The sequence below is a fragment of the Kocuria sp. genome (assembly GCF_030538595.1).
In the GTDB taxonomy this organism is placed as follows: Bacteria; Actinomycetota; Actinomycetes; order Actinomycetales; family Micrococcaceae; genus Kocuria.
The window spans coordinates 100182-122354 of the sequence record NZ_JAUNTS010000010.1 but is presented as its reverse complement, the minus strand read 5'-3'; the positions used below and the strand labels follow the sequence as shown (position 1 = coordinate 122354).

The window sequence follows — 22173 nt, the reverse complement described above, 5'->3', positions numbered from 1 at the left end:
CAGCCTTGTCCACACAGTTCTCCACAGGCTGTGGGAAAGGGCTCAGGCGTTGTCGTACCCGTTGGCGGCCAGCCAATCACGGGCGGCCTGTTGCGGGTTGACCGAACCATCACCGGATACGGACTGATTGAGTTCAATCAGATCCCGCGTGGTCAGTTTGGCGGAAAACTCATTGAGGGCTTCCTCCGCACCGTCCGGCAGCCGATCTGATGCCGCCAAGGGAACCACTTGCTGGGCAATGAAGTTGTTCTCCGGATCCTCCAAGACCACCAAATCTTGCTGCTTGATCGCAGGCGTAGTGGTGAAAATGTCCACCACGTCCACGTCTCCGCGGGTCAGAGCATCAACGGTCAGGCTGCCACCGGCGTCGTTAATGGGCTCAAAGGATTCTGGCACGCAGTTGTACTTGGCTTCCAGGCCGGGCAGCCCGTAGGCGCGTTCACGGAACTCCGGCGGGCCGGCGATCACCAGTTGGTCGCACACCTCCGCCATGTCCGTGATGCTGGTCAGCGAATACTCATCCGCGGTCTCCCGGGTGACCACCATGGCGTCCTTGTTCTGCGCCTCAGAGGGGTCCAGAACACTCAAACCGTCCGGCAGAGCATCCGGCAGAGCGTCCATGATCTCTTCTTCAGAAGCCGCCCCCGATTCCGGGTCCACATAGAGCAGCAAATTGCCGGAGTAGTCCGGAACCAGGTCAACGGAGCCATCCTCAAGCGCACCAATATAGGCTTCACGTGCACCAATACCGCTCTCGGTAGATGCTTCAATCCCGGCGTCCCGCAATACACCCGCGTACAGCTCGGCAATGATCTGGGACTCCGGGAAATCCGCGGAGCCCACCGTCACGGTGCCGTCCCCGCCGGAGGTGGAGCCCGAATCATTCAACGGATCGGAACCACCGCAGGCGCTCAACGTCAGCAGACCAACCACCGCAACGGGCAGAGCTGCACCCCGCCATCCACCCGCGCCCAGGAAACGACGCTTGGCCGAACCGGGTTGCTCGTCCACGACGGCGCGGCTGCCCGTACTCGACTGATGGCCGGAATTGAGCTGGTGTTCTGAGTTGAGCCGCTTGTTTGTTCGAGGCCGGGCGGAGTTGTGGAGGGTGGCTTTCATGGTGCTCTCCTGTGGTGATCTGACGGTGGGATCTGGGTGGTTGTTGAGATCAGTGGTTCAGTGCGGGGCGCTGCGCATCCCGGGGGAAGTGGCGGCACGTTGCACTCCAGCCAACACGGCATCCGTGGCCAACGCCAGTACCGCAACCAACAGCACGGAACCGAGCATGCGGGAGTAATCACGGACGGCAAGACCGTCAATCAGGTAACGGCCCAAGCCCCCCAGGTTGATGTAGGCAGCCACGGTGGCTGTGGCAATCACCTGCAGTGCCGCATTGCGCACCCCGCCCATGGCAACCGGCAACGCCAACGGAATCTCCACGCGGGTCAAAACCTGCATGGGTGTCATGCCCTGCGCCTTGGCAGCGTCCTTGGTGGCCGGCGAAACCTCCGCCACACCGGCGTAGGTGGCACTCAGAATGGGCGGTACGGCCAAAATCACCAGCGCCAGCAACGGCGGCACCAACCCCAGGCCCATCAGCGGAGAGAACAACGTCAGCAGACCCAAGGTGGGCAACGCACGCAGCGCACCGGAAATACCGAGCACGGCCCCGGCCCCCCGGCCGGTGTGCCCCACCAACAACCCCAACGGCACGGCGACGGCTATGGTCACCACCATCACGATCCCCGAATAGGCCATGTGCTCCACAATTCGAGATGGGATCGCCCCGGAGCCGCTCCAATTGACAGGGTCGGTCAACCACTGCCACATACCCCCCAAGAGATTCACGCGGCACCTCCCGTGGCTGCAATCCGCCGGGCGGAGTCATCCGCGCCGGGGACACCATCCTGGGATGTGGAGTCAAGGTGCGGTGAATCGGCGGAGGTGAGGGGTGCGACGTCGTTGTGATCGGTGCGCCGGATACGGCCTATGCGCTGCCAGCGGGTCAGGTAGTGGCCCAGCAGGCGCAGAAGCTGGTCCAGACCAACCGCCAGAATCACGGTGAGCACCACGCCCACCACGATTTCCTCCGGGATGGACCGGCGCAAACCGTCAGTGAACAACGTGCCCAAAGACTGAATGCCGATCACCGCACCCACCGAAACCATGGAAATGTTGGCCACCAACGCGGTGCGCACACCGGCCAACATGACCGGCACCGCCAGCGGCAACTCCACGGCGAAAAACCGTTGCCACGGGGTGTACCCCACGGCGGTGGCCGCCTGCAGAACCGAACGGTCCACGGCTGCAAAAGCATCCGTGCAGGAACGCACCAAAATGGCCACCACATAGATGGTCAATGCCACGATCACATTGACCACGGACGTGATCCGGGTACCCAAGATCACGGGCAGCAGCACAAACAAGGTCAGGGAGGGAATGGTGTAGAGCAAAGCCGCACCGTTGACCATCAGCGGTCGCAACAGTTTGGAACCAGCGGCAATCCGCGCCAGCGGAATGGAGATCAGCAGGCCCAGCACCACGGGCAGCACAGACTGAAACAGATGAGTCCCCGTCAGATTCAGCACCAGGTCAACGTTGTCTGGAAGCCACGTCATGACCGCGCCTCCCGTGCCTGTTCAATAGCGGTCATGATGTCCTGCGGGCGCAAAACTCCGCGCAGACGTCCGCGTTCATCCACGGCAACGGCCAGCCCGGACGGTGAGGACAAGGCGGCGTCCAAAGCAGCACGCAATGATCCACCGGGGCGATACAGGGAACCACCCACACGTTGGGAGACGGAGCCGGGAGACTGTTGCGCATCCGGGCCGGACTGCGCATCTGCACCGGCGGCCCCACTGGTGCCTGCCGCCCCGTCTGCGGCTGCCTCTGCGGTCACCCATCCCACCGGCGCACCGGCAGCGTCCACCTCCAGGATCCACCCGTTGCTCTCAACCCCCCGCGCCAGATCAGCTCTCCCCTGCAGCGGCTCGCCCGAACCCACTCGTCCGGCGCCCAACTGCGCAATCCGCCCTTGTGGATCGCGGGTCAGCACCCCCGTCACCGGGATGTCCCGGGCGTCAAAGGACAGTGCACGGAAACCGCGGTCACGGCCCACAAAGTCGGAAACAAACTGATCGGCAGGAGCCCGCAGAACTTCCTCCGGGGAGGCGTACTGCGCCAGCCGGCCACCGGTTGCAAATACGGCCACACGATCCCCCAGTAACACGGCCTCATCCATGTCATGGGTAACAAACACAATGGTCTTGTTCAATCGCTGTTTGAGGTCCAGCAACTCCTGCTGCAGATCGGCGCGCACCACGGGATCCACGGCGGAGAAGGGTTCATCCATGAGCAGGATGGGAGGATCAGCGGCCAGCGCCCGTGCCACACCCACACGTTGCTGCTGGCCTCCGGAAAGCTGGGCGGGATAGCGCGAGCCCAACGCCGGGTCCAACCCGATGGTCTCCAGCAGTTCCTCCGCCCGCTGCTTGGACTCCCGCTTGGGGTGGCCCAGCAGTCTGGGCACTGTGGTGATGTTCTCCAAAACCGTTCTGTGCGGCAGTAACCCGGAAGCCTGCATCACATACCCCATGGAGCGGCGCAACTTGGCCGCCGGTACAGCGGTGACATCCTGGCCATTGACGTGGATCTGCCCCGCAGAGGGCTCCACCATGCGGTTGATCATCCGCAATGAGGTGGTTTTCCCACAGCCTGATGGACCCACGAACACAGTGAGTGAACCCTCCGGGACATCCAGGTTCAAATCATCTACGGCGGTGGTCCCGTCCGGGTAGGTCTTCCGCACATTCCGGAAGCTGATGGCATTTTGGCCCATGGCAGGTTTTCCTGACCTCGATTGACTGGATCAGCCTATGCCATGCCTCAGACATCATCAGTGGACTTAACGTTTCTACTGACCTGGGAGACGTACTCTTAGCTCATGATTTCCAGTCACCCGGTGAACACCTGCGGGGAGTCAGCTCCGTGAGCGGCGGTCTGATCGCTCTCTTGGACGACGTCGCCGCACTCGCCCGAGCATCCGCTGCCTCCATTGACGACATTGGCGCCGCAGCGGGAAGAGCCAGCGTCAAGGCGGCGGGCGTCGTCGTTGATGACACCGCGGTGACCCCGCAGTACGTCCGCGATGTGGACCCCCAGCGCGAGCTGCCGATCATTTGGCGCATTGCCAAGGGATCACTGTTCAACAAATTGGTGATCATCCTGCCGATTGCGCTGCTGCTGAGCCAGTTTGCGCCGTGGGCGTTGACGCCCATCCTGATGCTGGGCGGGACCTACCTGTGCTTTGAAGGTGCGGAGAAAATTTGGGGAGCGATCTCCGGGCACAGCAAGCACATTGAACCCGTGGTGGAGGCCGGCGACGACGGCAAAGGTGGCAAGTCCGCCGAAGACAAGATGGTGGGTGGCGCCATCCGCACGGACCTGATTCTCTCCGCCGAAATCATGGTTATCTCCCTCAACGAGGTGGCCGCCGAGCCCATCCTGAACCGCGCCATCATCTTGGTGGTGGTCGGCATTGGCATCACCATCTTGGTTTACGGCGTGGTCGCGGCGCTGATCCGTATGGACGATGTTGGGCTGAAACTGGCCGGTCGGGAATCCGCTGCGGCACAGAAGTTCGGCGGTTTCCTGGTGGCCGCCATGCCCAAGGTGCTGCAGGTGATTTCCGTGGTGGGCACCGTTGCCATGCTGTGGGTGGGCGGACACATCATTCTGGTGGGGTTGTACGAACTCGGCTGGCATCCCATCTATGACTTTGTGCATCACGCCGCTGAGGCCGCCGCCCACGCGGTGCCGGTGTTGGCGAGTGTGGTGGCGTGGATTGTGAACACCTTTTTCTCGGCGGTGCTGGGCCTGGTCTGGGGTGCCGCGGTGGTCCTGGTGATTGAAGGCACCAAGGCTCTGACCGGTCGCGGAAAGGGGAAGCTCACCACCCGCCACCCCTCCGCCGAAAACATGGTTTGACCCAATTTTTGGGCCTAAATCCTAACCAAACCATGTTTTCGGCGGAGGGGAGGGGTTACTCCTGCTCCGCGAACTGGGTTTCGTAGAGTTCCGCGTAACGGCCTCCGGAAGCCAAAAGTTGCGCGTGCGGACCCCGTTCCACCACGCGCCCCCCTTCAATCACCAAAATCTGGTCTGCTTTACGCACGGTGGACAACCGGTGGGCAATCACCAGTGCGGTCCGCCCAGTCATGGCTTCATCCAGGGCAGCCTGCACGTACGCCTCATTGGTGGAATCCAACGCGGAGGTGGCCTCATCCAGAATCACCACCCGCGGGGAGGCCAACAGCAACCGCGCAATGGTCAACCGTTGCCGCTCACCGCCCGAGAGTCTGTAGCCGCGCTCACCGATCACGGTGTCCAGCCCGTCCGGCAACTCCCCCACCACGTGATCCATCCGAGCCCGGCTCAGCGCGGACCACATGTCCTCATCCGTGGCATCCGGATTGACCAGCGCCATGTTGGCCCGGATGGACTCGTGGAACAGGTGACCGTCCTGCGTCACCATGCCCACGGTCTGGCGCAGCTGTTCAAAAGAGGTGTCCTTGAGGTTGACCCCGCCCAACCGAACGGCCCCGCTGGTGGCGTCGTAGAGCCTGGGTACCAGGGAGGCAATGGTGGACTTGCCTGCACCGGAGGAACCCACCAGAGCCACGGTCTGCCCCGGCTCGACGGTGAAGTCCACGCCGTGCAGAACCTCCTCGTTGGCTCGCGGGTCCAGCACGGACACATCCTCCAAGGAGGCCAAGGAGACTTCATCGGCTGACGGATAGGTGAAGGCGACGTCGTCGAACTCCAAGGACACCGGTCCGGCCGGTATCCGTTGCGGCACCACAGGTTCGGTCAGCAAGGGCTTGAGATCCAGCACCTCAAAACCCGCTCAAAACTGACCAGTGCACTCATCACATCCAAGCGGGCGTTGGCCAGCATGGTCAGAGGGGTGTAGAGCTGGCTGAGCAGCATGGCCAAGGTGACCACCTGCCCGGCATCCAGATTGCCCAGGATGGCCTGCACGCCACCCAAGCCGTAGACCAGGGCCAGGGCGAGGGCGGAGACCAGGGTCAGGGCGGTGACAAAGGTGGCTTGCAACATGGCCACCCGCACGCCGATTCCCTTGACGCGGCCTGCCCGATCCGCGAATTCGCGTGATTCAGCACGGGGGTCGCCAAATAATTTGACCAGAGTGGCGCCACCGGCGGAGAAGCGTTCCGTCATTTGTGTGGACATGTCCGCGTTGTACTGCGCGGCCTGTCGCTGCAAATTGGCCAGACGGCCACCCACCAGGCGAGCTGGGATCAGGAAGATTGGCAGGAGAAGCAGAGAAAGCAGCGTGACCTGCCAGGAAATGGTCAACATCACGCCGACGGTCAGCAGTACGGAGACCAGGTTGGACACCACGCCGGACAGGGTGTTGGAGAACGCCCGTTGGGCCCCAATGACGTCGTTGTTCAGCCGGGAGACCAGCGCACCCGTACGCGTGCGCGTGAAGAAAGCGATCGGCAAGGTCTGCACGTGGTTGTAAACCGCAGTACGCAGATCCAGAATCAGCCCTTCACCGATCGTGGAGGACAGCCAGCGGTTGAGAATCCCCAGCCCGGCCGTGGCAATGGCCACCACCGCGATCAACACGGCCAGCCAGACCACCAGGTCAACCGGCCCACCGCTGGTGATCGCATTCACCACGTCACCGGCCAAAATGGGGGTTATCACTCCCAGCCCGGACACTCCCACGGAAACCAGCAGGAACACCAGCATCATGCGGTGGTGCGGATGGGCAAACCGGAAAATCCGCGCCACGGTGGCGCGTGAAACCCGGCTGCCCTTGAACTCTTGCCCCCGCGTTGCGTTGTAGAGCAACGCCATGGGGGAATTGTGCATACTCACGCGCACACTCTAGGGCCGTGGACGACGCCGGTGCTCATGTTTTCGCCATCAGCCCGCCACCCCGGTTGGCCCAATCGGTCAGTGGTGGCGCCCTCGATGATGGCAAGCGGCACTGCCTGTGGGCTCAGGTGGCGTCAGTAACCTCTGCCTCCGACGCCCCGGACCCACCGGCCTCCAGCAACGTGCGGCAGATGGTGGCCAGATGACCCACTTGCTCCGGTGTCAGCTTGTCAAAGATGACCTTGCGCACGTGTGCCACATGAGCCGGGGCGGCTTGCTCCACGCACCGCACACCGGCATCGGTCAGGACGGCCACCACAACGCGTTTGTCTCCGCCGTCCCCGTAGCGCTCCACCAAGCCCCGGTCCTCCAACCGAGTCACAATGCGCGACAGCCTGGACTGTGCGGTGTAGGTGGCGGTGGCCAGGTCTGACATACGGCGCTTGCGCTCGGGGGCCTCGGAGAGAATCGCCAAGACCAGATATTCGGCAAAGCTCAGCGATGAATCCTCGACCAGCTGCCGTTCAATGGTGCCCGGGGTTTTGAACATGACTGAGATGAGGCCCAACCATGCCTCACGCTCTTCCGGACTCAGCCACTTGGTTTCTGACATGAAGGTAATCATACTGCTGAATATCGTTATTTGACACATCAACTAAATCAAAACAGATCTTTGCGTCCGCGAATATCAGCCTACTTCCCTTTATTTCTGCGGGCCGCTGCTCGTTCACCACGGAGCACCACCGGGCGATCACCGGCGTGTCGCATCTCTGCCAAAATGGGCCCATGGACGATCAGGGAACCTGGCCCACACCCATGCCTGCAGACGGCAGCAGCGGCGAGCGCGACTTTGACCGGCAGGTCATGGACGAACTGCGCTCCGACCCCCAAGCGCTGCGTGCCATCGGCGGCGTCAAGGGCAACATCTGGGTGGTTTTGGCACCGGTCATCGCCGTGATCCTACTGATTCCCGCCTGGCTCCAGTGGCGCGCCACAGACTCCGCGGTGTGGCTCGCGGTGATTGCCGTGATCCTGGTGGTGGCCGCCCTGGTGTGGATTTCCCGCGTGAAAGCCGTGATGTCCCAAGCCAGGCAGGTGCTGGGCAATCACCTGGTGGGCTCTGTGGGCTACGGCGTGGGCGTGGTCCGCGCCATAGGCTTCCCCGATTCCAGCCAAACCCCGGCCCCCCAGCCCGTGAACGACGACGACACCCCAGCCGACTCGGATGCAGACGCCCCGGCGGAGGTTCCCACCGTGGAGGTGGAACTGACGCTGTCTGTTTCACCGGTTCAGGGCCAACGGTTCACTGCGACCTCCCTGCAGCGCTACGCCACGGTGGATGCGCTGCGGTTGGAGGTTGGTCAACACGGGCCGGTGCGCTACTTACGCCGGGATCCGGAAACCACCACCGCCATTGAAACTCGGTTGGAACCGGAAGCTGTGGAGAAGATTTACCGCGGCGCAGCCCTGAACTGACGCCACCCGATCCGCTGACCCACCCGCGCCACTGACCTCACTCGCTCCGCTCGATGCACTCAACCGCAGCGCGGCCGAACTACGGACGGGCCAGCGCCCGCTCCACACGACGCCGCAACTCCGGGTGCAGGTAAGGCTCAGCCGCCATCATCTGGGGCAGCGATGACTGCTCGGTGGTCGCGGCACGGAAAGCCTGGGACACCGTAATATCGTGCTCCGGCCGGAACTCCACGGTCACCTCCATACCGGCTTGAAGAAATCCTGGGCTCAACACCCGGAAATACGCCCCGGTGCGCGCACGCTGGGTGAAGGTCTTGGCCCAGCCCTGTTGCTGCATCACAGCGGCAAAGGTCCGGCAGGGAGTGCGGCCTCCCGTGACTTGGAGCCGCACCTCTCCGATCCGCCAGATTTCACCCAGGAGGGCGGAGTCGACGTCGTACCCATCCACCGTCAGATTCTCGCCAAAGGTGCCGTTGGTAATGGAGGTCCCCAACTCGGTTTCCCAAAAATCGAGCTCGGCACGGTTGAAGGCGTAAACGGCCTGGTAGTCGCCGCCGTGGTGCTGGTCATCGCCAATGTAGTCATCCACCAGTCCGGAACCGGGCCCTTGACCGCGCAGCCCGGGGTCACGGATTTCCACGGGGCCTTCCACCGGGGTTTTGAAGATGCCGGTGTCCAGCCTGTTGGACACAGGGTTACTCCGGCGTGCACCCGTGTTCACGGCCAGAATGGTGGCAGTCACGCTCAGAACCGCTTGGTGACCTTGGGAGTCTGGCTCTCTTGTGAGTCGGCAGCAGTCTTGCCGCCAGCAGGAGCCTTGGAACCGGAAGCAGTCTTGGCGCCGGATGCTGATCCGGTGCCCGAATCCTTACCGGAGGCCCGCGAAGCTGAATCGCGCAACGCCGCCCGGGCGTTCTTGGTCTTGTGCGCAAAGGTGCCGGTCTTGGATTCGCCCGAATCACCACTGGCGGGCGACTGGGAATCATCAATCTGCACCACGGCAAGACCCACCACGTTCAGGACCAGACCCGCCAGGCCCACCAGCCACGCAAACACCGTCCAGCCAATGCTTGCACACAGCAGAGCAAAGAAGATCAGGGCAAGTGAGGTCACCAATGCGGGCGTCAGGCGGCGGAAGTCGAACTTCATGAATCCCATTTCACCACACCAGCACCGACTGCACCGCGCACACACCCGCCATTACGGTGGAGACATGAGTATTGATCCCGCCGTGCTGGACCTTGCCCGCTCCGCCCGGAACGTGGCGGTGCTCTCCGGAGCCGGGATTTCGGCTGAATCCGGGGGCCCACCTTCCGTACCCCGGAAACCGGGTTGTGGGCCCGCTATTCACCCCAGGAACTGGCCACTCCGGAGGCTTGGGAGGATGACCCCGACGTCGTTTTCGCGTGGTACGTGCAGCGCGCTCGAATGGTGCGGGGCGTGCAACCCAACCCCGGGCACACGGCCCTGGCGCGCTGGGCACAGCACGCCACCGTGAGTATCAGCACTCAGAATGTGGACGATCTTCATGAGCGCGCGGGTTCCACGGTGGAGGCCCATCTGCATGGATCGCTCTTTGACTTCCGCTGTGAGGCATGTGGGCGCCCCGCGGACAGCTGGCAAATTGCGGATCTCCGGCTGGATTCCCCCGTGGATTCGGACCCACAGCCGCAGACCCCACCCGAGTGCCTGGAATGTGATGCCAGCATTCGTCCGGGCGTGGTCTGGTTTGGTGAAGCCCTACCCATGGAGGCTTTTCAGCGGGCAGAAGAAGCCATGGCCACCGCAGACCTGGTGTTGGTGGTGGGTACCTCCGGAATCGTGCAGCCGGCGGCCTCCCTGCCCCTGACCGCACTGGGCCTCGGGGTACCTGTGGTGGAGATCAATCCCGAGCCCACGGAGTTCTCCGCGTACGCCGATTTTGAAGTGCGGTTGCCCTCCGGTGAGGCCCTGCCGCTGTTAACAGCCAGCTTGTGATCGGCGTGTGCTTAGGGGTTGACTGGACACAAGGTTCATCATCTGCGGCTTGACCTGCCGCCTGACAGGAGTACACATGAGCACCTCACCCATTCTGACGATGAATGACGATCACACGATTCCCCAACTGGGTTTTGGCACGTGGCAGGTGGAAGCAGACGTTGCTCAGGAATCCGTGGCAACAGCCCTGGAGACCGGCTACCGCCACATTGACACCGCCGCGATCTACGGGAATGAAGAAGGTGTGGGCCGCGCAATCGCTGAATCCGGCCTGGCCCGCCAGGAGATCTTTCTGACCACCAAGCTCTGGAATGAGGACCAGGGCTTCGATTCCACCTTCAAGGCTTTGGACAAGTCCCTTGAACGCTTGGGAACCGATTACCTTGACCTGTATCTGATTCACTGGCCCTGCCCCGCCAACGGTCTGTACCGGGACAGCTGGGAGGCCATGGTGGAGTTGCGCAACAGCGGCCGAGTCCGTTCCATCGGTGTCTCCAACTTCCCCGCGGACCTGCTGGAAGAACTCGTGGGCACCGGCGTGACTCCCACCGTCAACCAGGTTGAACTGCATCCGTATTTTCCGCAGGTGGAGCTACGGGCAGCCAATGCCTCCCACGGCGTGCTCACGGAAGCCTGGTCCCCGCTGGGCCAGGGTGGGGAGATTCTGACCGACCCCGTGGTCACCCAGATCGCGGATGAAGTGGGTGCCACCCCGGCGCAGACGGTGCTGGCGTGGCACCTGGCCATTGGCAACATTGTGTTCCCCAAGTCCGTGACGCCGGAACGTATCCGCGAAAACTGGGGTGCGCTGAACGTGGTGCTGGATGAGGAGCAGCTGGAGCGCCTGACCGGCTTGGGCCGGGAGGACGGCCGCCTGGGCCCCGACCCCATGGAGTTCAACTGAACTCTCAACGGTAGTGCCATCCGGTACTACAAAACGTGAAGTACACGTAAACTGCGGGGGCGGTTCGGCTGAGCCAATCGCCCCCGTTCATCAGATGTGACCACCCCGGGGACCCTCCGGTTGGGACCGTGCGCACCACCTGCGGTTCGTCGTCCGCCTGCTGGACCCACACCGCATTGGAGCATCCCACATGGCCCCCAGCACCTCCCCCGCGCAACCCTCCCAGCCACCCCACACCACACCCGATCCTGACCTGCCGTGGGCTGAGGGGGAATCCGGACGACGACGCACCACCCCCGAACAGGAAAACGGCAAGCGTGGCCCCACGTGGCTGCGAGTGCTGCTACCAGCTTTTGCGCTCCTTGCCTGGGTGGTGGTGATCGGCCTGGGTGGTCCGTTCTTTGGGCGGATCAGCAACGTGGTGGAGTCCAGCCAATCTTCTTTCCTCCCGGAAACGGCAGAATCCACCCAGGTGTCCAACCGGGCAGACGATTTTGTGCAGGATCCTTTCATCCCCGCCATTGCGGTGGTCCAGCGCGACGACGGCCTGACGGATGAAGACCGGCAGTGGGCGGAAAATCTCAGTGAGTCCCTGGTGGATGCGGGGCTGGCCGAGGAAGCTGCCTCCCCGCCCGTGGAGTCTGAGGACGGCAAGGCCCTCCAAATTTTTGTACCCATGGATGAGAGCGGGTACGACGAACAGGTGGGTGAGCTCCGTTCGGAAATGGCAGACACCGCACCGGATGGGCTGAACACCTTTGTGACCGGTCCCGCCGGCTTTGCCACTGAACTGGCTGAGGGGTTTGCGGGCATTGACGGCATCTTGCTGTTGGTGGCACTGGCCGTGGTGTTCGTGATCTTGGTGATCGTTTACCGATCACCGCTGCTGCCCATCATTGTGCTGATCACGGCCATGGCGGCTCTGTGCGCGGCCATCATTGTGGTGTACCTGATGGCCCAGAGCGGTCTGATCCAAATTGATGGGCAGGTCCAGGGCATCTTGTTCATCCTGGTGGTGGGTGCCGCCACGGATTACTGCCTGCTCTACACGGCCCGCTACCGGGAGGCTCTGCGCCAGCACCGCAGCAAGAGCGCAGCCACGCGCACTGCCATTCGCGGAACCATTGAACCTGTGCTGGCCTCCGGCTCCACGGTGATCGCCGGGTTGCTGTGCCTGCTGTTCTCTGACCTTGGTTCCACGCAGGCGTTGGGCCCGGCTGCGGCCACCGGCATTGCCTTCTCCATGCTGGCTGCCCTGACCTTCCTGCCGGCTGTGCTCTACGTGCTGGGCCGAGCGGGCTTTTGGCCTTCGCGCCCCAAGTTTGATCCCGACCGCCCGGATGCTGTGCGAGTGGTGGACCACGGCGGGGCCCAGGGGTTGCCCAGCGTCACGGGGAAGGGGCTGTGGGCCGGCATCGGCCGTTTTGTGGCCCGTCGGTTCCGGGTGGTCTGGATTGTCTCCACCTTGGCGTTGCTGGTCATGGCGGCATTTGCCCCCACGTTGCAGGCCTCCGGCCTCAAGCAGTCCGAGACGCTGATCGGCGCCTCCCCCGCCTCCGATGGGCAGGATGCCCTGTCCGCGCACTTCCCCGGCGGCACGGGATCACCCATCACCGTGATCGCCCCGGAGGGCACGGCCGATGACGTGGCGGCGGTGGCCGGCCAGTTGGATGTCACGGACTCCGTGACGGTCACGGCCACCGATTCGCCGTCGGGCTCCCTGCCGCTGGGACGTGCCGCAGATGAACAGGCCGAACAATTCCAGGATGCTCCAGAAGGCGCCAATCCGTTTGCGGATGTGGAACCCACCGTGGTGGACGGGGACGTCCAAATTCAGGTGACCACCACGGTGGCCCCGGATTCGGATGAGGCTCAGGAAGCCGTGACGCAGTTGCGCACCGACCTCAAGGACGTGGATTCCGGGATCATTGTGGGCGGTGAGACTGCCAGCACCATGGACACCCAGGCGGCCTCCATTCACGACCGCAACCTGATCATCCCCATCATCCTGGTGGTGGTCACCATCATCTTGATGCTGTTGCTGCGCTCCATCCTGGCGCCGGTCATCCTGATCATCCTGACCGTGATCTCCTTTGCCTCCGCGCTGGGGGTTTCGGCGCTGCTGTTCAATCACGTGTTCAATTTCCCGGGTTCGGATGCCTCCGTGCCGCTGTACGCATTCGTGTTCCTGGTGGCATTGGGGATTGACTACAACATCTTCCTGATGTCCCGCGTCCGGGAGGAGTCCCTGGTGCATGGCACTCGGGCCGGTATTCTGCGTGGCCTGGTGCTGACCGGCGGAGTGATCACCTCCGCGGGCATTGTCTTGGCCGCCACCTTTGCCGCCCTGGCCGTGATCCCGATTGTGTTCATGGTTCAGCTGGCCTTCATTGTGGCTTTTGGCGTGCTGCTGGATGCTCTACTGGTGCGGTCCCTGCTGGTCCCCGCACTGACCTACGACGCCGGACGGATCATCTGGTGGCCCTTCCACAAGAAGATCCAGCCGTGATCCAACAGCCCTGACATGCCAGTGCGCAGTTGTGTGGCCCCCGATTGAATCGGGGGCCACACAACTGCGCACTGGGCGTGAGAGATCCGGCTGTCAGGCGGCGTTGTGCCGAATGACAGGGATCTCCTCGGTGATGGGGCCGTCGTCGTGCTCCATGGACGGCGCGGTGTGCATTGCCGGGGCGGGAACCTGAACGGGCTGCCGTTGGTGGGAGTCCGAATAAGCCTCCGCGTACGCCACGCTGCGGTCCGGGCTGCGGTAGTTCAGCTTGCGCTGACTCTGATCCAGATCCCAGCCAAAAGTCTGCGCCAAGGCAGGTACGGCCTGATTGGCCACACCGCAGCCCAGTGCAATCCCGGCCCAAGCCACGGGCAGCGCTGCCAGGATGTCCAGCACGTAGGCACTGGAGCCGATCAGCGTTGCCGCGGCCACCATCAGGGTCACGCCACCGCCCACGGCCAGAAGCAGCGTGGACTTGGTGTGGTGGCGCGCCGTGACCAGAAGCGCCAGGGTGATCACAATGGCACCGCACACCGCACCGGCCGGCATGGAAGACGCGGTCTCAGCGGCCGTCAGGGATTCCCCTGGAATCATGGGGGCGGGGCGCGCCACAATTTGCTGGGTCATGAAGCACACCAGGGAAGCGACGACGGCGGTCACCGCAAATCCTGCTGCATCCCGAGCGGAACGGCGGATCACCACCAGCCATGCAGTCAACGCTGCGATCACGGCGAAAATCATGGGTGCGCTGAAAGCGCCGTGCACAAAATTGGCAGCGGCCAGCACCATGGAAGAACGCACGGGTTCAAGTGCCGCAAGGACCTGCGACTCAGCGGCTCGAAGCTGCGGAGTGAAGCTGATGATCCGTCCCAAGGTTCCGATTGTCAGGATGACAATCAGCGGGATGATGATCCAGTGCTCCAGCTGCGGCAGCCGCCAGGTCGTGCGGTCCGGCGAGGGGGAAGTGTTCTGCGCCGGGGAAGACATTTTTCAATTGTGGCATCACTCGCAGAAATCTCTAAACGCCACGTCGAAGTTGAACAACAATCGGGAATATTTTTAAGCACCTTCCCAGGAAGTCAAGGCTCCACGGGAGCATTGGGAGACTCTTCCACAGCGCCGGTGGTGGGACCGGGGACCGTCTGCTGCACCTGTTCCAGAGGTTCCACCCATCCCTGCTCCTGCAGTTGTTGCAACTCTTGCAACTGCTCCAGCTCGGATGATGGCGGTTCATCCGCCGGGGCTTCCCACACCGGGGCGTGGAGGAGGCTTTCACCAGGGTCTTCGCCCTGATCCTCGGCGATGAACTCCCCCAGGACCGGATTACCAAAAACGGGAGTGCCAGAATCTGGAGTGTCAAAGTCCGGAGTGTCTGAACCCGGAGTGTCAAAATCCGAGGCATCAGAATCCACGTGTGTGGCTTCATCGACCGGCAGCACCCACGGGGCAACCTGCGCACCATCATTTTCGTGATCACCGGCAAGGTCTTGATGTGCGGGGCGGGTGGTGGGGGCGTCGTCGTCGTGAGGGGCGGTGGCCCACGGTGAAACCGGCCCGGAACGCGCCACGGCCATGGTGGAATCCGATTCCTCTGCGCTCGTGGGTGGTGCCTGGGCCAGGAGGTGTTCGGAGCCGAGCGCAGGTGCGGTGTCCTGTGGAGTTGCGGGCACGGAATCGGCAGGGACCTCAATCACCGTGGCGGGGACCAAGATCAGGTCTGTGCGTTCCCCCGCGGTGCGCATGACGCCTGGCGCGGCCAGCGGCACGGGTGTGGGGATCGTCAACTCCACCACCGGGACGGCCTCACGCAATGGCGGGAAAGGGGCAAACCGCGTCATGGTGCCGATCTCCACGTGTGTGGCCTCTGGAACCCCCGCCACCAGCGCATCCACACTCCGTGCGGGCATGGCCACGTACACGCTTCCCACCACGGTGCCCCGGTCCGGGGGTGGTGCCGGCAAATCCACGGTGGGGTGCGTGCTCCACGTGCGCCGGCCCTCCGTGGAGAACACGCTGCCCACACCGCGCCCCATCTGGCTCACGGCGGAACCCGCACGAAAAACTCCAGCTGGGTTGGGCCGAACGTAGGTCTTGGCGCCCTTTCCCGTGCCCACCTGCGGCAGGGCAGCCGTGGGGCTGTGGCTCGGGTCTGTTTCCCCATCACGTGCCCCGGCATCCGGCCAGGCCGTAATGGTGACCTGCGGGGAGGCTTGCGGTGATGATCCCCGTGCGGTCATGGACGAATCATCAGAAGAGTGCTGCTGAGGCGGTACAAGATCCGAGCGCAGCGTTTCCGCAGTGGTACTGGGCGCCACCGTGGTGATCATCCCGGCCACCACAACGCCGGCCACCACGGTGATGTGGACGGGCACACCGCTGGAGGACGCCGGCATACGCAAGTGCCACATGGCATGGGCCTTTGGGTCCCGGTGACGCCCGCGACCTTTGATGAACCCACGCGTCCGGCCGTTGCCGCCCACGCGTTCCCCCTTTGCTTCCCGCCGCCCGTGGCACGGACCCGGAATCCCGGCTCCCGCAACGAACGCAGCCCCAAGGATTCGCTCCCCCGCGAACCCAGCTTCCGTGCTGTCACCAACTGAACTGCCGCCGGCAATTCACCGCATCTGGAGATGGGGTCCGATCACCGGGATAGGGGACAGTTTGGCGAAACAACATGAAGCTCTCTTGCAATTTTAGTGACGCATCACCGCGTCCAGCAAGGCCAAACGGCAACTCCGTGTGCCGCCGTGCCCACAACGACGACGCCGCGCCTGTCCCCTTCTACGTGGTCAACTGGGCGGGGCCAACCGGGGCGAGCCGAGGCAGGAGGCAACCCTCCCCTTTGACATCAAACCGACATGAATTCGTCACCGTGTGGACACTCACATTGCTGCCCTTTACTCTGTCAGGAACTTTTCGGTGTGACTGGGGCCATAGGCGGCAGCTCCACCTGGGACGGCCAAGGAGCTGAGCATGTCCACATACACCTCCCCCACCTCCGTGGCGGGTCATACCGCCAATACCGGCGCAGTGGTGCGAATCACCATTGTGGCCGCCATTGGCGGTTTCCTGTTCGGCTACGACTCCGCCGTGATCAATGGCGCCACCTCTGCCATGCGTGAGTACTTTGGTGTGGGTCCCACCGCATTGGGTACCGCAGTGGCATCTGCCCTGCTGGGTGCTGCCGCGGGTGCCGCCATGGGCGGACGCCTGGCGGACAAGTGGGGCCGCGTGCGCATGATGCGCGTTGCGGCGGTGTTGTTCCTGGTCTCATCCATCTTCTGCGCCATTGACCCCTTCTTTGGTGCGGACATGGGTGGGTTCTACTGGCTGGTGGCCTGGCGCGTGATCGGCGGTGTGGGTGTTGGCGTGGCCTCCATCATTGCCCCGGCTTACATTGCCGAAATCGCCCCGGCGGACATTCGCGGACGTTTGGGCTCATTGCAACAGATGGGCATTGTGCTGGGCATTTTTGCCTCCCAAATCGCCAACCGCATTGTTGTGGGTCTGGCCGGGTCCTCAGAAGCCACGTGGCTGTTCGGCATGGACGCATGGCGGTGGATGTTCCTTCTGGAGGCCATTCCCGCCCTGGTTTACCTGGTGGGCGCCTACACCATCCCCGAATCCCCGCGCTGGTTGGTCCAGCAGGGCCGCAGGGATGACGCCATGACGGTGATGGTCCGGCTGCAGGGTGAAGGCCCCGCTCAGCACCGCCTGTCCGTCATTGACCGCACCTTGGACAAGGAACACAACCCGCGGTTGGCAGACCTGGCTGGCAAGGCGTTCGGGCTCAAGCCCGTTGTGTGGATCGGTATTGGCCTGGCTGCCCTGCAGCAGCTGGTGGGCATCAACGTGATCTTCTACTACTCCAACCAGCTGTGGCAGTCCGTTGGTTTCCAGGAGAGTGATGCGTTCACCATCTCCACCATCACCTCCATCACCAACGTGGCCGTGACCATCGTGGCCATCCTGCTGGTGGACAAGATTGGCCGTAAACGTCTCCTGCTGATCGGTTCCATCGGCATGGCGCTCAGCTTGGGCACCATGGCGGCAGTCTTTGCCACGGCCACCGTGACGGATGCCGGACCCGTTCTGGGTGACACCGCCGGACCCATTGCCCTGGTGGCTGCAAATCTGTACGTGGTGTTCTTTGGTATCTCCTGGGGCCCCGTGATGTGGGTTCTGCTGGGAGAAATGTTCCCCAACAAGATCCGCGGTGCCGCCCTTGCCGTGGCCGGATTTGTGCAGTGGATGGCCAACTGGTTGGTCACGGTGACCTTCCCCATCATCTCGGATGTGTCCCTGGTCTTTGCCTACGGGCTCTACGCGTTCTTTGCGGCGGTCTCCGTGCTGTTCGTGATCAAGGCAGTCAGAGAAACCAAGGGCGTGGAGCTGGAGGACATGCACGACTGACCCGCCCACCATCGGAGAGTTGGCGGTCATTTCGCCCTGGAGGCCACACCGGGTGCCGGGAGCCAGCCTAAAATTCAGAGCGTGACTCACACAGAACCCTCCGGGCTGCAGCAGGACAAAGGCATCACCTCCAAGGCTGAACTGTCCCGGCGGCAGGTACTGCACAGCCTGGGAATGAGCCTGGGTGTGGCAGGCACTCTGGGTCTGACCGCCTGCACACAGACCGGTTCGGACGGTGGCTCCGGCGCTGCGGCCTCTGATACGGCGTCGCCAACCCCTGTGGCGGTCAGCACCTCTGACACCTATCAGGTGGCGGACCCGGTCAAGGTCACCTACGGCAATGAATCGGACCGCCAGTACGGGCAACTGTGGATTCCACCCAATCTGCCGGCCAACAGTCCGGCGGCTGTGGTCATGATCATCCACGGCGGAGGTTGGCTGGCCTCCTCAAACTTGACCTACATGGAACCTTTGGCCAAGTCACTGGCTGCCCACGGGGCTGTGGCCTGGAACATTGAGTATCGCGGGGTCCACGGTGGGGGTGGTTGGCCCCAGACATTCACAGACGTTGCGGCCGCCATGGATCTGGTGCCCAACCTGACCGAGCACATTGGCTCTCCGGTGGACTCCACCAGGTTCTTCATCACCGGCCACAGTGCCGGAGGCAATCTGGCCGCGTGGGCGGCCTCACGGCATGTCAACAATGCCGGTCAACCAGGCGGTGAACCCAAGATTGACGTCAGAGGGTGTTTCCCCATGGCCGGTGTGTATGACCTCACCTTGGCCGAGGACAACAAGGATCCCTACATGATCCCGTTACTGGGCGGCGAACCCGAACAGTGTCCGGACCGCTACGCTTTGGCCTCCCCCATTGACCATCTCCCCACGCACCGTCACTTCATCTGCTTCCACGGGGAGAATGATTCCGTGGTGAAGGTGGACCAGGCCAAGGAATATCTGGCGGCTGCGCAACAGGCCGGAGACAATGCCGAGGCGGTGATCTTGCCTGATGCCTCCCACAACTCCTGGACCACCCATCAATCACATCCGTGGCAGGTGGCACATGACCGGATCATTGCCACCCTGGCATCCGCCTGAGTCCTCCATCTGAAGGTGCCGGGGCCTGTCAGGCGGAGACATCCACCGCCGTGATGGTTTCCAGTAGCCGCTGCTGGCCCACCGCATAGGCGTAGGTTTTGGAATCGGCCCACGCAGAGTGTTCCGTGTCCAACAGAATCACGGTTTCGGCGGGGTTGCCGTCCTGCTCTCCCACGGCGGCGTAGTTGTAGGTCTGGTTGATCGGCACCACGGAGTCGGCGGTTCCATGACAGCAGACAAACCGGACGTCCTGGGGAATGTTGTGGATGGGAGAGGCCAAGGTGTAGTTCTGCGGCACCTGCGACGGGGTACCGCCCATCAGGTTGACCATGTGCCGATGACCGGATCGCTGCGCAAATGTCAGGTCATAGACACCGGCGTAGGACACGCACGCAGCGGGACGAATCACCGGGCGCCCACCGGGTTGCTCTGAGCCCCGCATGTGGCGGGATGCCGCCCAGGTGGCCAAATGCCCTCCGGCGCTGTGCCCGGTGAGGAAAAAGCGTTGCCGGTCAATGCGCCTACCAATGTGTTCGGCAAGTTTGGGCACAAAATCCATGGCTGCAGCCACGTCCACAAAGGTGTTCGGCCAGCCACCACCGCCACCAATTCCGCGGTACTCCACATTCCACGTGGCAATTCCGTAGGAGGCCATGTTGCGTGCCATGGCGCGCATGTAGTGCAGCGTGGAGGTGGCCTGCCACGATCCCCCGTGCAGCACCATGAGCACCGGCACCTTGATGTTTTCCGGCAGCCCCAGCGGCACCGTGAGTTCCCCGTACTGACGGTCGCTCGCCTGCCCGTAGGCCAAAGTCACCGGCTCGGCCACTTCGTACGTGGTCTCCGCGCTGATGGGCAGGGGTGCCTCCGTGGGAGCCACCGTGGGTTGTGGGGTTGGCTGCTCCGTAGGAGATACGGAGGCAGCAGCTTCATCTGCGGAGTCATCGGCCCCGCATCCCACCAGCGCCACGGCCGCTGCCGCTCCCATCCCACCCAAAAAACGACGCCGCACCACACCCCGCAGCGCAGCGGCATGCGGTGTGTGGTGGTCATGGGGGTGGTGGGACATTCAACAACCTGTGGTGGCGCGGGCAGAAGTACATACAGCGAACGGGCAAAGTTTCGCTGGAAAAAATGGGGAGGATTCCATCCTTCCCTATTCAGGCGCACTTTCCATGGCTGAATGCCAAGAATTACCCCGCTGTGCCCGAACACACACCGGTTCAGGTGCCAGGGTGTTTCAGAGCGTTTCAGCGTGGGACAGCACGTTCAGCGTGGGACAGCACGTTCAGCGTATGGCGGCGCGTTCAGAGCAGCGTGTGGCACGAGGTTCATCCCCAAGCCATGTAGCCCTAGCCACGCAGCGGGTTGGCCAGTTCGTCCTTGGCCATGCCGGCAATCCACCACACCGCCACGGCAGCCACCACTGGGATGATCGCAGCGATCACAAAGATCACCGGAATGGGAATGACCACAGCCATGGGTCCGGCCAGAGCCATGGAAACGGGCAACAGCAGCAAGGAGACAAAAAAGTCCAGGCTGGAGACCCGACCCAGCATCCGTCCCGGGACACGGCGTTGCAGCAAAGTGCCCCACAGCACCTGCCCGATTCCATCCGTGGCACCCACAATCACCAGGATCACCACCATCACGGCCCAGGAATTGGTGTAACCCACAAAGGCCAGCGGCAAGGTGCCAAAGCCCCACACCGTGACTATCAGCGTCAGATAGCGCCGCGGATAGGGCAATCCGGCGGTGATCATGGCTCCGATGGCCGCTGAGACGCCCGTGACCGCCAGCAGCAAACCGAATTCAGCCTCTCCGGCGCCAAAGTTGTCCCGGACCACAAAGGGCAGCAGAACTTCCAGGGGTCCCAGGAAAAAGAAGATGGTGATGACCGCAAACACCAGGGTGCCCAACAGCCACGGGGTGCGCACGGTGTACTGGACACCCTCCAGGAGATCTCCCAGAACTTTGCCCACTCCACCCGCGGGTGCGGCAGCAGGTTCCACGGGAGCCCCGGAAGCGGCAGCCTGTGCACCAATTCCGGTGATGTTGATGGCTCCCGTCTGCACGGGTGTTTCCTGTGGTTCGCCCTTGCCGTCCTCCGGCTTCTCCGCGCCTCCCGGCTGCCCCACCTGCTTGCCGTGCTCCACCTCTTCCAAGGAGGGCACACGCAGAGCGAACAGTGTGCCCACGGAAAGCAGCCCGCACAGGGTCACCGCCGCGTATCCAGCCCACGGACCCCAGGCTGCCACCAGCAGACCGGCAGCAGCCGGTCCTGCGGCAGTTTGCAGCAGTGGACGGGCTGTACCTTCCACCCCGTTGGCAGCCAGCAGCTTGTCAGGGGGTAACAGCCGGGGCAGAGAAGCCGAGTAGGACGGATAGAACATGCCCACACCGGCAAAGATGATGAACGCCGCAATGGAGAGATGCCACAGCGCCAGGAGCCCCGTCAGGCTCAGGTAGGTCACCACAGCCACTGCGGCAGTCATGCTCAGGGTCACGCCCAGGAGCACACGGTGCGGCGGCAACCGATCCGCGGCCACCCCACCCAGAAGGGCAAACACCACCAGACCGGACGCGCCAATGGCGGTGACCGTGGACAGCGCCACCGGGGAACCGTCAATGGCCATGACCTGAAAAATGGTGGTCACAGCCCATGTGCCCTGCCCCATGACCATGGTCAACATGGCCAACGCCAAGCGCGGATACCCCTGATAGCTGAAGGGGGCAACGGCTCGACCGGCCGCGCGGGCAGTTGCCCCACGTGCCGCTCCAAGACCGCGTTTGCCCGAACTCACGGCAAGGCAGTCTATGGGTCAGGGACTCCCCCGCGAAAGGGGGGTTCAGCAGTGACCAGGGGCCTCGGGGATGCCCGGTCAGG

Annotated in this window: 18 protein-coding genes and 1 pseudogene; 7 read left to right on the top strand and 12 right to left on the bottom strand. The window is 63.2% G+C overall.

The window, feature by feature from the left end:
* Window positions 1–42: 42 nt before the first annotated feature.
* Genes Q4G32_RS09815 through Q4G32_RS09800 form a run of 4 tightly spaced genes read right to left on the bottom strand, consistent with a single transcriptional unit; the run spans window position 43 to window position 3838 of the window.
* Window positions 43–1119 (bottom strand): ABC transporter substrate-binding protein, encoded by a 1077-nt coding sequence (locus tag Q4G32_RS09815; protein WP_303351050.1) that lies wholly within the window; start codon window positions 1117–1119, stop codon window positions 43–45.
* A gap of 57 nt (window positions 1120–1176) precedes the next feature.
* Complete coding sequence (locus Q4G32_RS09810) at window positions 1177–1848, bottom strand: ABC transporter permease (RefSeq protein WP_303351049.1); 672 nt, start codon at window positions 1846–1848, stop codon at window positions 1177–1179.
* Entirely contained in the window at window positions 1845–2618 is a 774-nt protein-coding gene (locus tag Q4G32_RS09805; RefSeq protein WP_303351048.1) for an ABC transporter permease, read from the bottom strand. The genes Q4G32_RS09810 and Q4G32_RS09805 overlap by 4 nt, the downstream gene beginning before the upstream one ends.
* Window positions 2615–3838: an ABC transporter ATP-binding protein gene (locus Q4G32_RS09800; protein ID WP_303351047.1), complete on the bottom strand. Its 1224-nt coding sequence runs from the start codon at window positions 3836–3838 to the stop codon at window positions 2615–2617. Before Q4G32_RS09800 ends, Q4G32_RS09805 begins: the two co-directional genes overlap by 4 nt.
* A 149-nt stretch (window positions 3839–3987) precedes the next feature.
* Here Q4G32_RS09800 and Q4G32_RS09795 point away from each other — a divergent pair, with 149 nt between their 5' ends.
* On the top strand, window positions 3988–4986 hold the full coding sequence (locus Q4G32_RS09795; RefSeq protein ID WP_303351046.1) for a DUF808 domain-containing protein: 999 nt from the start codon (window positions 3988–3990) through the stop codon (window positions 4984–4986).
* Window positions 4987–5041: 55 nt separating this feature from the next.
* Here the strand turns inward: Q4G32_RS09795 and Q4G32_RS09790 are convergent.
* Both Q4G32_RS09790 and Q4G32_RS09785 read right to left on the bottom strand, forming a co-directional pair.
* A pseudogene (locus tag Q4G32_RS09790) lies at window positions 5042–6909 on the bottom strand (ABC transporter ATP-binding protein).
* 124 nt (window positions 6910–7033) lie between these two features.
* Complete coding sequence (locus Q4G32_RS09785) at window positions 7034–7522, bottom strand: MarR family winged helix-turn-helix transcriptional regulator (RefSeq protein WP_303351045.1); 489 nt, start codon at window positions 7520–7522, stop codon at window positions 7034–7036.
* Window positions 7523–7695: 173 nt separating this feature from the next.
* On the opposite strand from Q4G32_RS09785, the gene Q4G32_RS09780 reads away from it, so the two are divergent.
* Complete coding sequence (locus Q4G32_RS09780) at window positions 7696–8385, top strand: hypothetical protein (protein ID WP_303351044.1); 690 nt, start codon at window positions 7696–7698, stop codon at window positions 8383–8385.
* 79 nt (window positions 8386–8464) lie between these two features.
* Here Q4G32_RS09780 and Q4G32_RS09775 read toward each other — a convergent pair whose 3' ends face one another.
* Window positions 8465–9127, bottom strand: coding sequence for an MOSC domain-containing protein (locus Q4G32_RS09775; RefSeq protein WP_303351043.1), 663 nt, complete (start codon window positions 9125–9127; stop codon window positions 8465–8467).
* Window positions 9128–9129: 2 nt separating this feature from the next.
* Window positions 9130–9534: a hypothetical protein gene (locus tag Q4G32_RS09770; protein ID WP_303351042.1), complete on the bottom strand. Its 405-nt coding sequence runs from the start codon at window positions 9532–9534 to the stop codon at window positions 9130–9132.
* A gap of 183 nt (window positions 9535–9717) precedes the next feature.
* Between Q4G32_RS09770 and Q4G32_RS09765 the strand changes: the two genes are divergently transcribed.
* The 3 genes from Q4G32_RS09765 to Q4G32_RS09755 all read left to right on the top strand — a co-directional run bounded on the left by Q4G32_RS09765 (window position 9718) and on the right by Q4G32_RS09755 (window position 13775).
* Window positions 9718–10362, top strand: coding sequence for a Sir2 family NAD-dependent protein deacetylase (locus tag Q4G32_RS09765; protein WP_303351041.1), 645 nt, complete (start codon window positions 9718–9720; stop codon window positions 10360–10362).
* A 76-nt stretch (window positions 10363–10438) separates the two neighbouring features.
* Entirely contained in the window at window positions 10439–11266 is an 828-nt protein-coding gene (locus tag Q4G32_RS09760; protein WP_303351040.1) for an aldo/keto reductase, read from the top strand.
* A gap of 190 nt (window positions 11267–11456) precedes the next feature.
* Window positions 11457–13775 (top strand): MMPL family transporter, encoded by a 2319-nt coding sequence (locus Q4G32_RS09755; protein WP_303351039.1) that lies wholly within the window; start codon window positions 11457–11459, stop codon window positions 13773–13775.
* 93 nt (window positions 13776–13868) lie between these two features.
* Here the strand turns inward: Q4G32_RS09755 and Q4G32_RS09750 are convergent, their stop codons facing one another.
* Window positions 13869–14762, bottom strand: a complete 894-nt coding sequence (locus tag Q4G32_RS09750; RefSeq protein WP_303351038.1) for a hypothetical protein — start codon at window positions 14760–14762, stop codon at window positions 13869–13871.
* A 92-nt stretch (window positions 14763–14854) separates the two neighbouring features.
* Window positions 14855–16183: a hypothetical protein gene (locus tag Q4G32_RS09745; protein ID WP_303351037.1), complete on the bottom strand. Its 1329-nt coding sequence runs from the start codon at window positions 16181–16183 to the stop codon at window positions 14855–14857.
* A gap of 565 nt (window positions 16184–16748) precedes the next feature.
* Between Q4G32_RS09745 and Q4G32_RS09740 the strand changes: the two genes are divergently transcribed.
* Both Q4G32_RS09740 and Q4G32_RS09735 read left to right on the top strand, forming a co-directional pair.
* The gene (locus Q4G32_RS09740) at window positions 16749–18188 is read left to right on the top strand and encodes a sugar porter family MFS transporter (RefSeq protein ID WP_303351036.1); all 1440 of its coding nucleotides are present in this window, start codon (window positions 16749–16751) and stop codon (window positions 18186–18188) included.
* Window positions 18189–18269: 81 nt separating this feature from the next.
* A complete protein-coding gene (locus tag Q4G32_RS09735; RefSeq protein ID WP_303351035.1) occupies window positions 18270–19286 on the top strand; it encodes an alpha/beta hydrolase in 1017 nt (338 codons plus the stop codon).
* A gap of 28 nt (window positions 19287–19314) precedes the next feature.
* Here Q4G32_RS09735 and Q4G32_RS09730 read toward each other — a convergent pair whose 3' ends face one another.
* Window positions 19315–20355 (bottom strand): prolyl oligopeptidase family serine peptidase, encoded by a 1041-nt coding sequence (locus Q4G32_RS09730; protein WP_303351034.1) that lies wholly within the window; start codon window positions 20353–20355, stop codon window positions 19315–19317.
* Between the two features lie 283 nt (window positions 20356–20638).
* Window positions 20639–22090, bottom strand: a complete 1452-nt coding sequence (locus Q4G32_RS09725; protein ID WP_303351033.1) for an MFS transporter — start codon at window positions 22088–22090, stop codon at window positions 20639–20641.
* Between the last annotated feature and the right edge of the window lie 83 nt (window positions 22091–22173).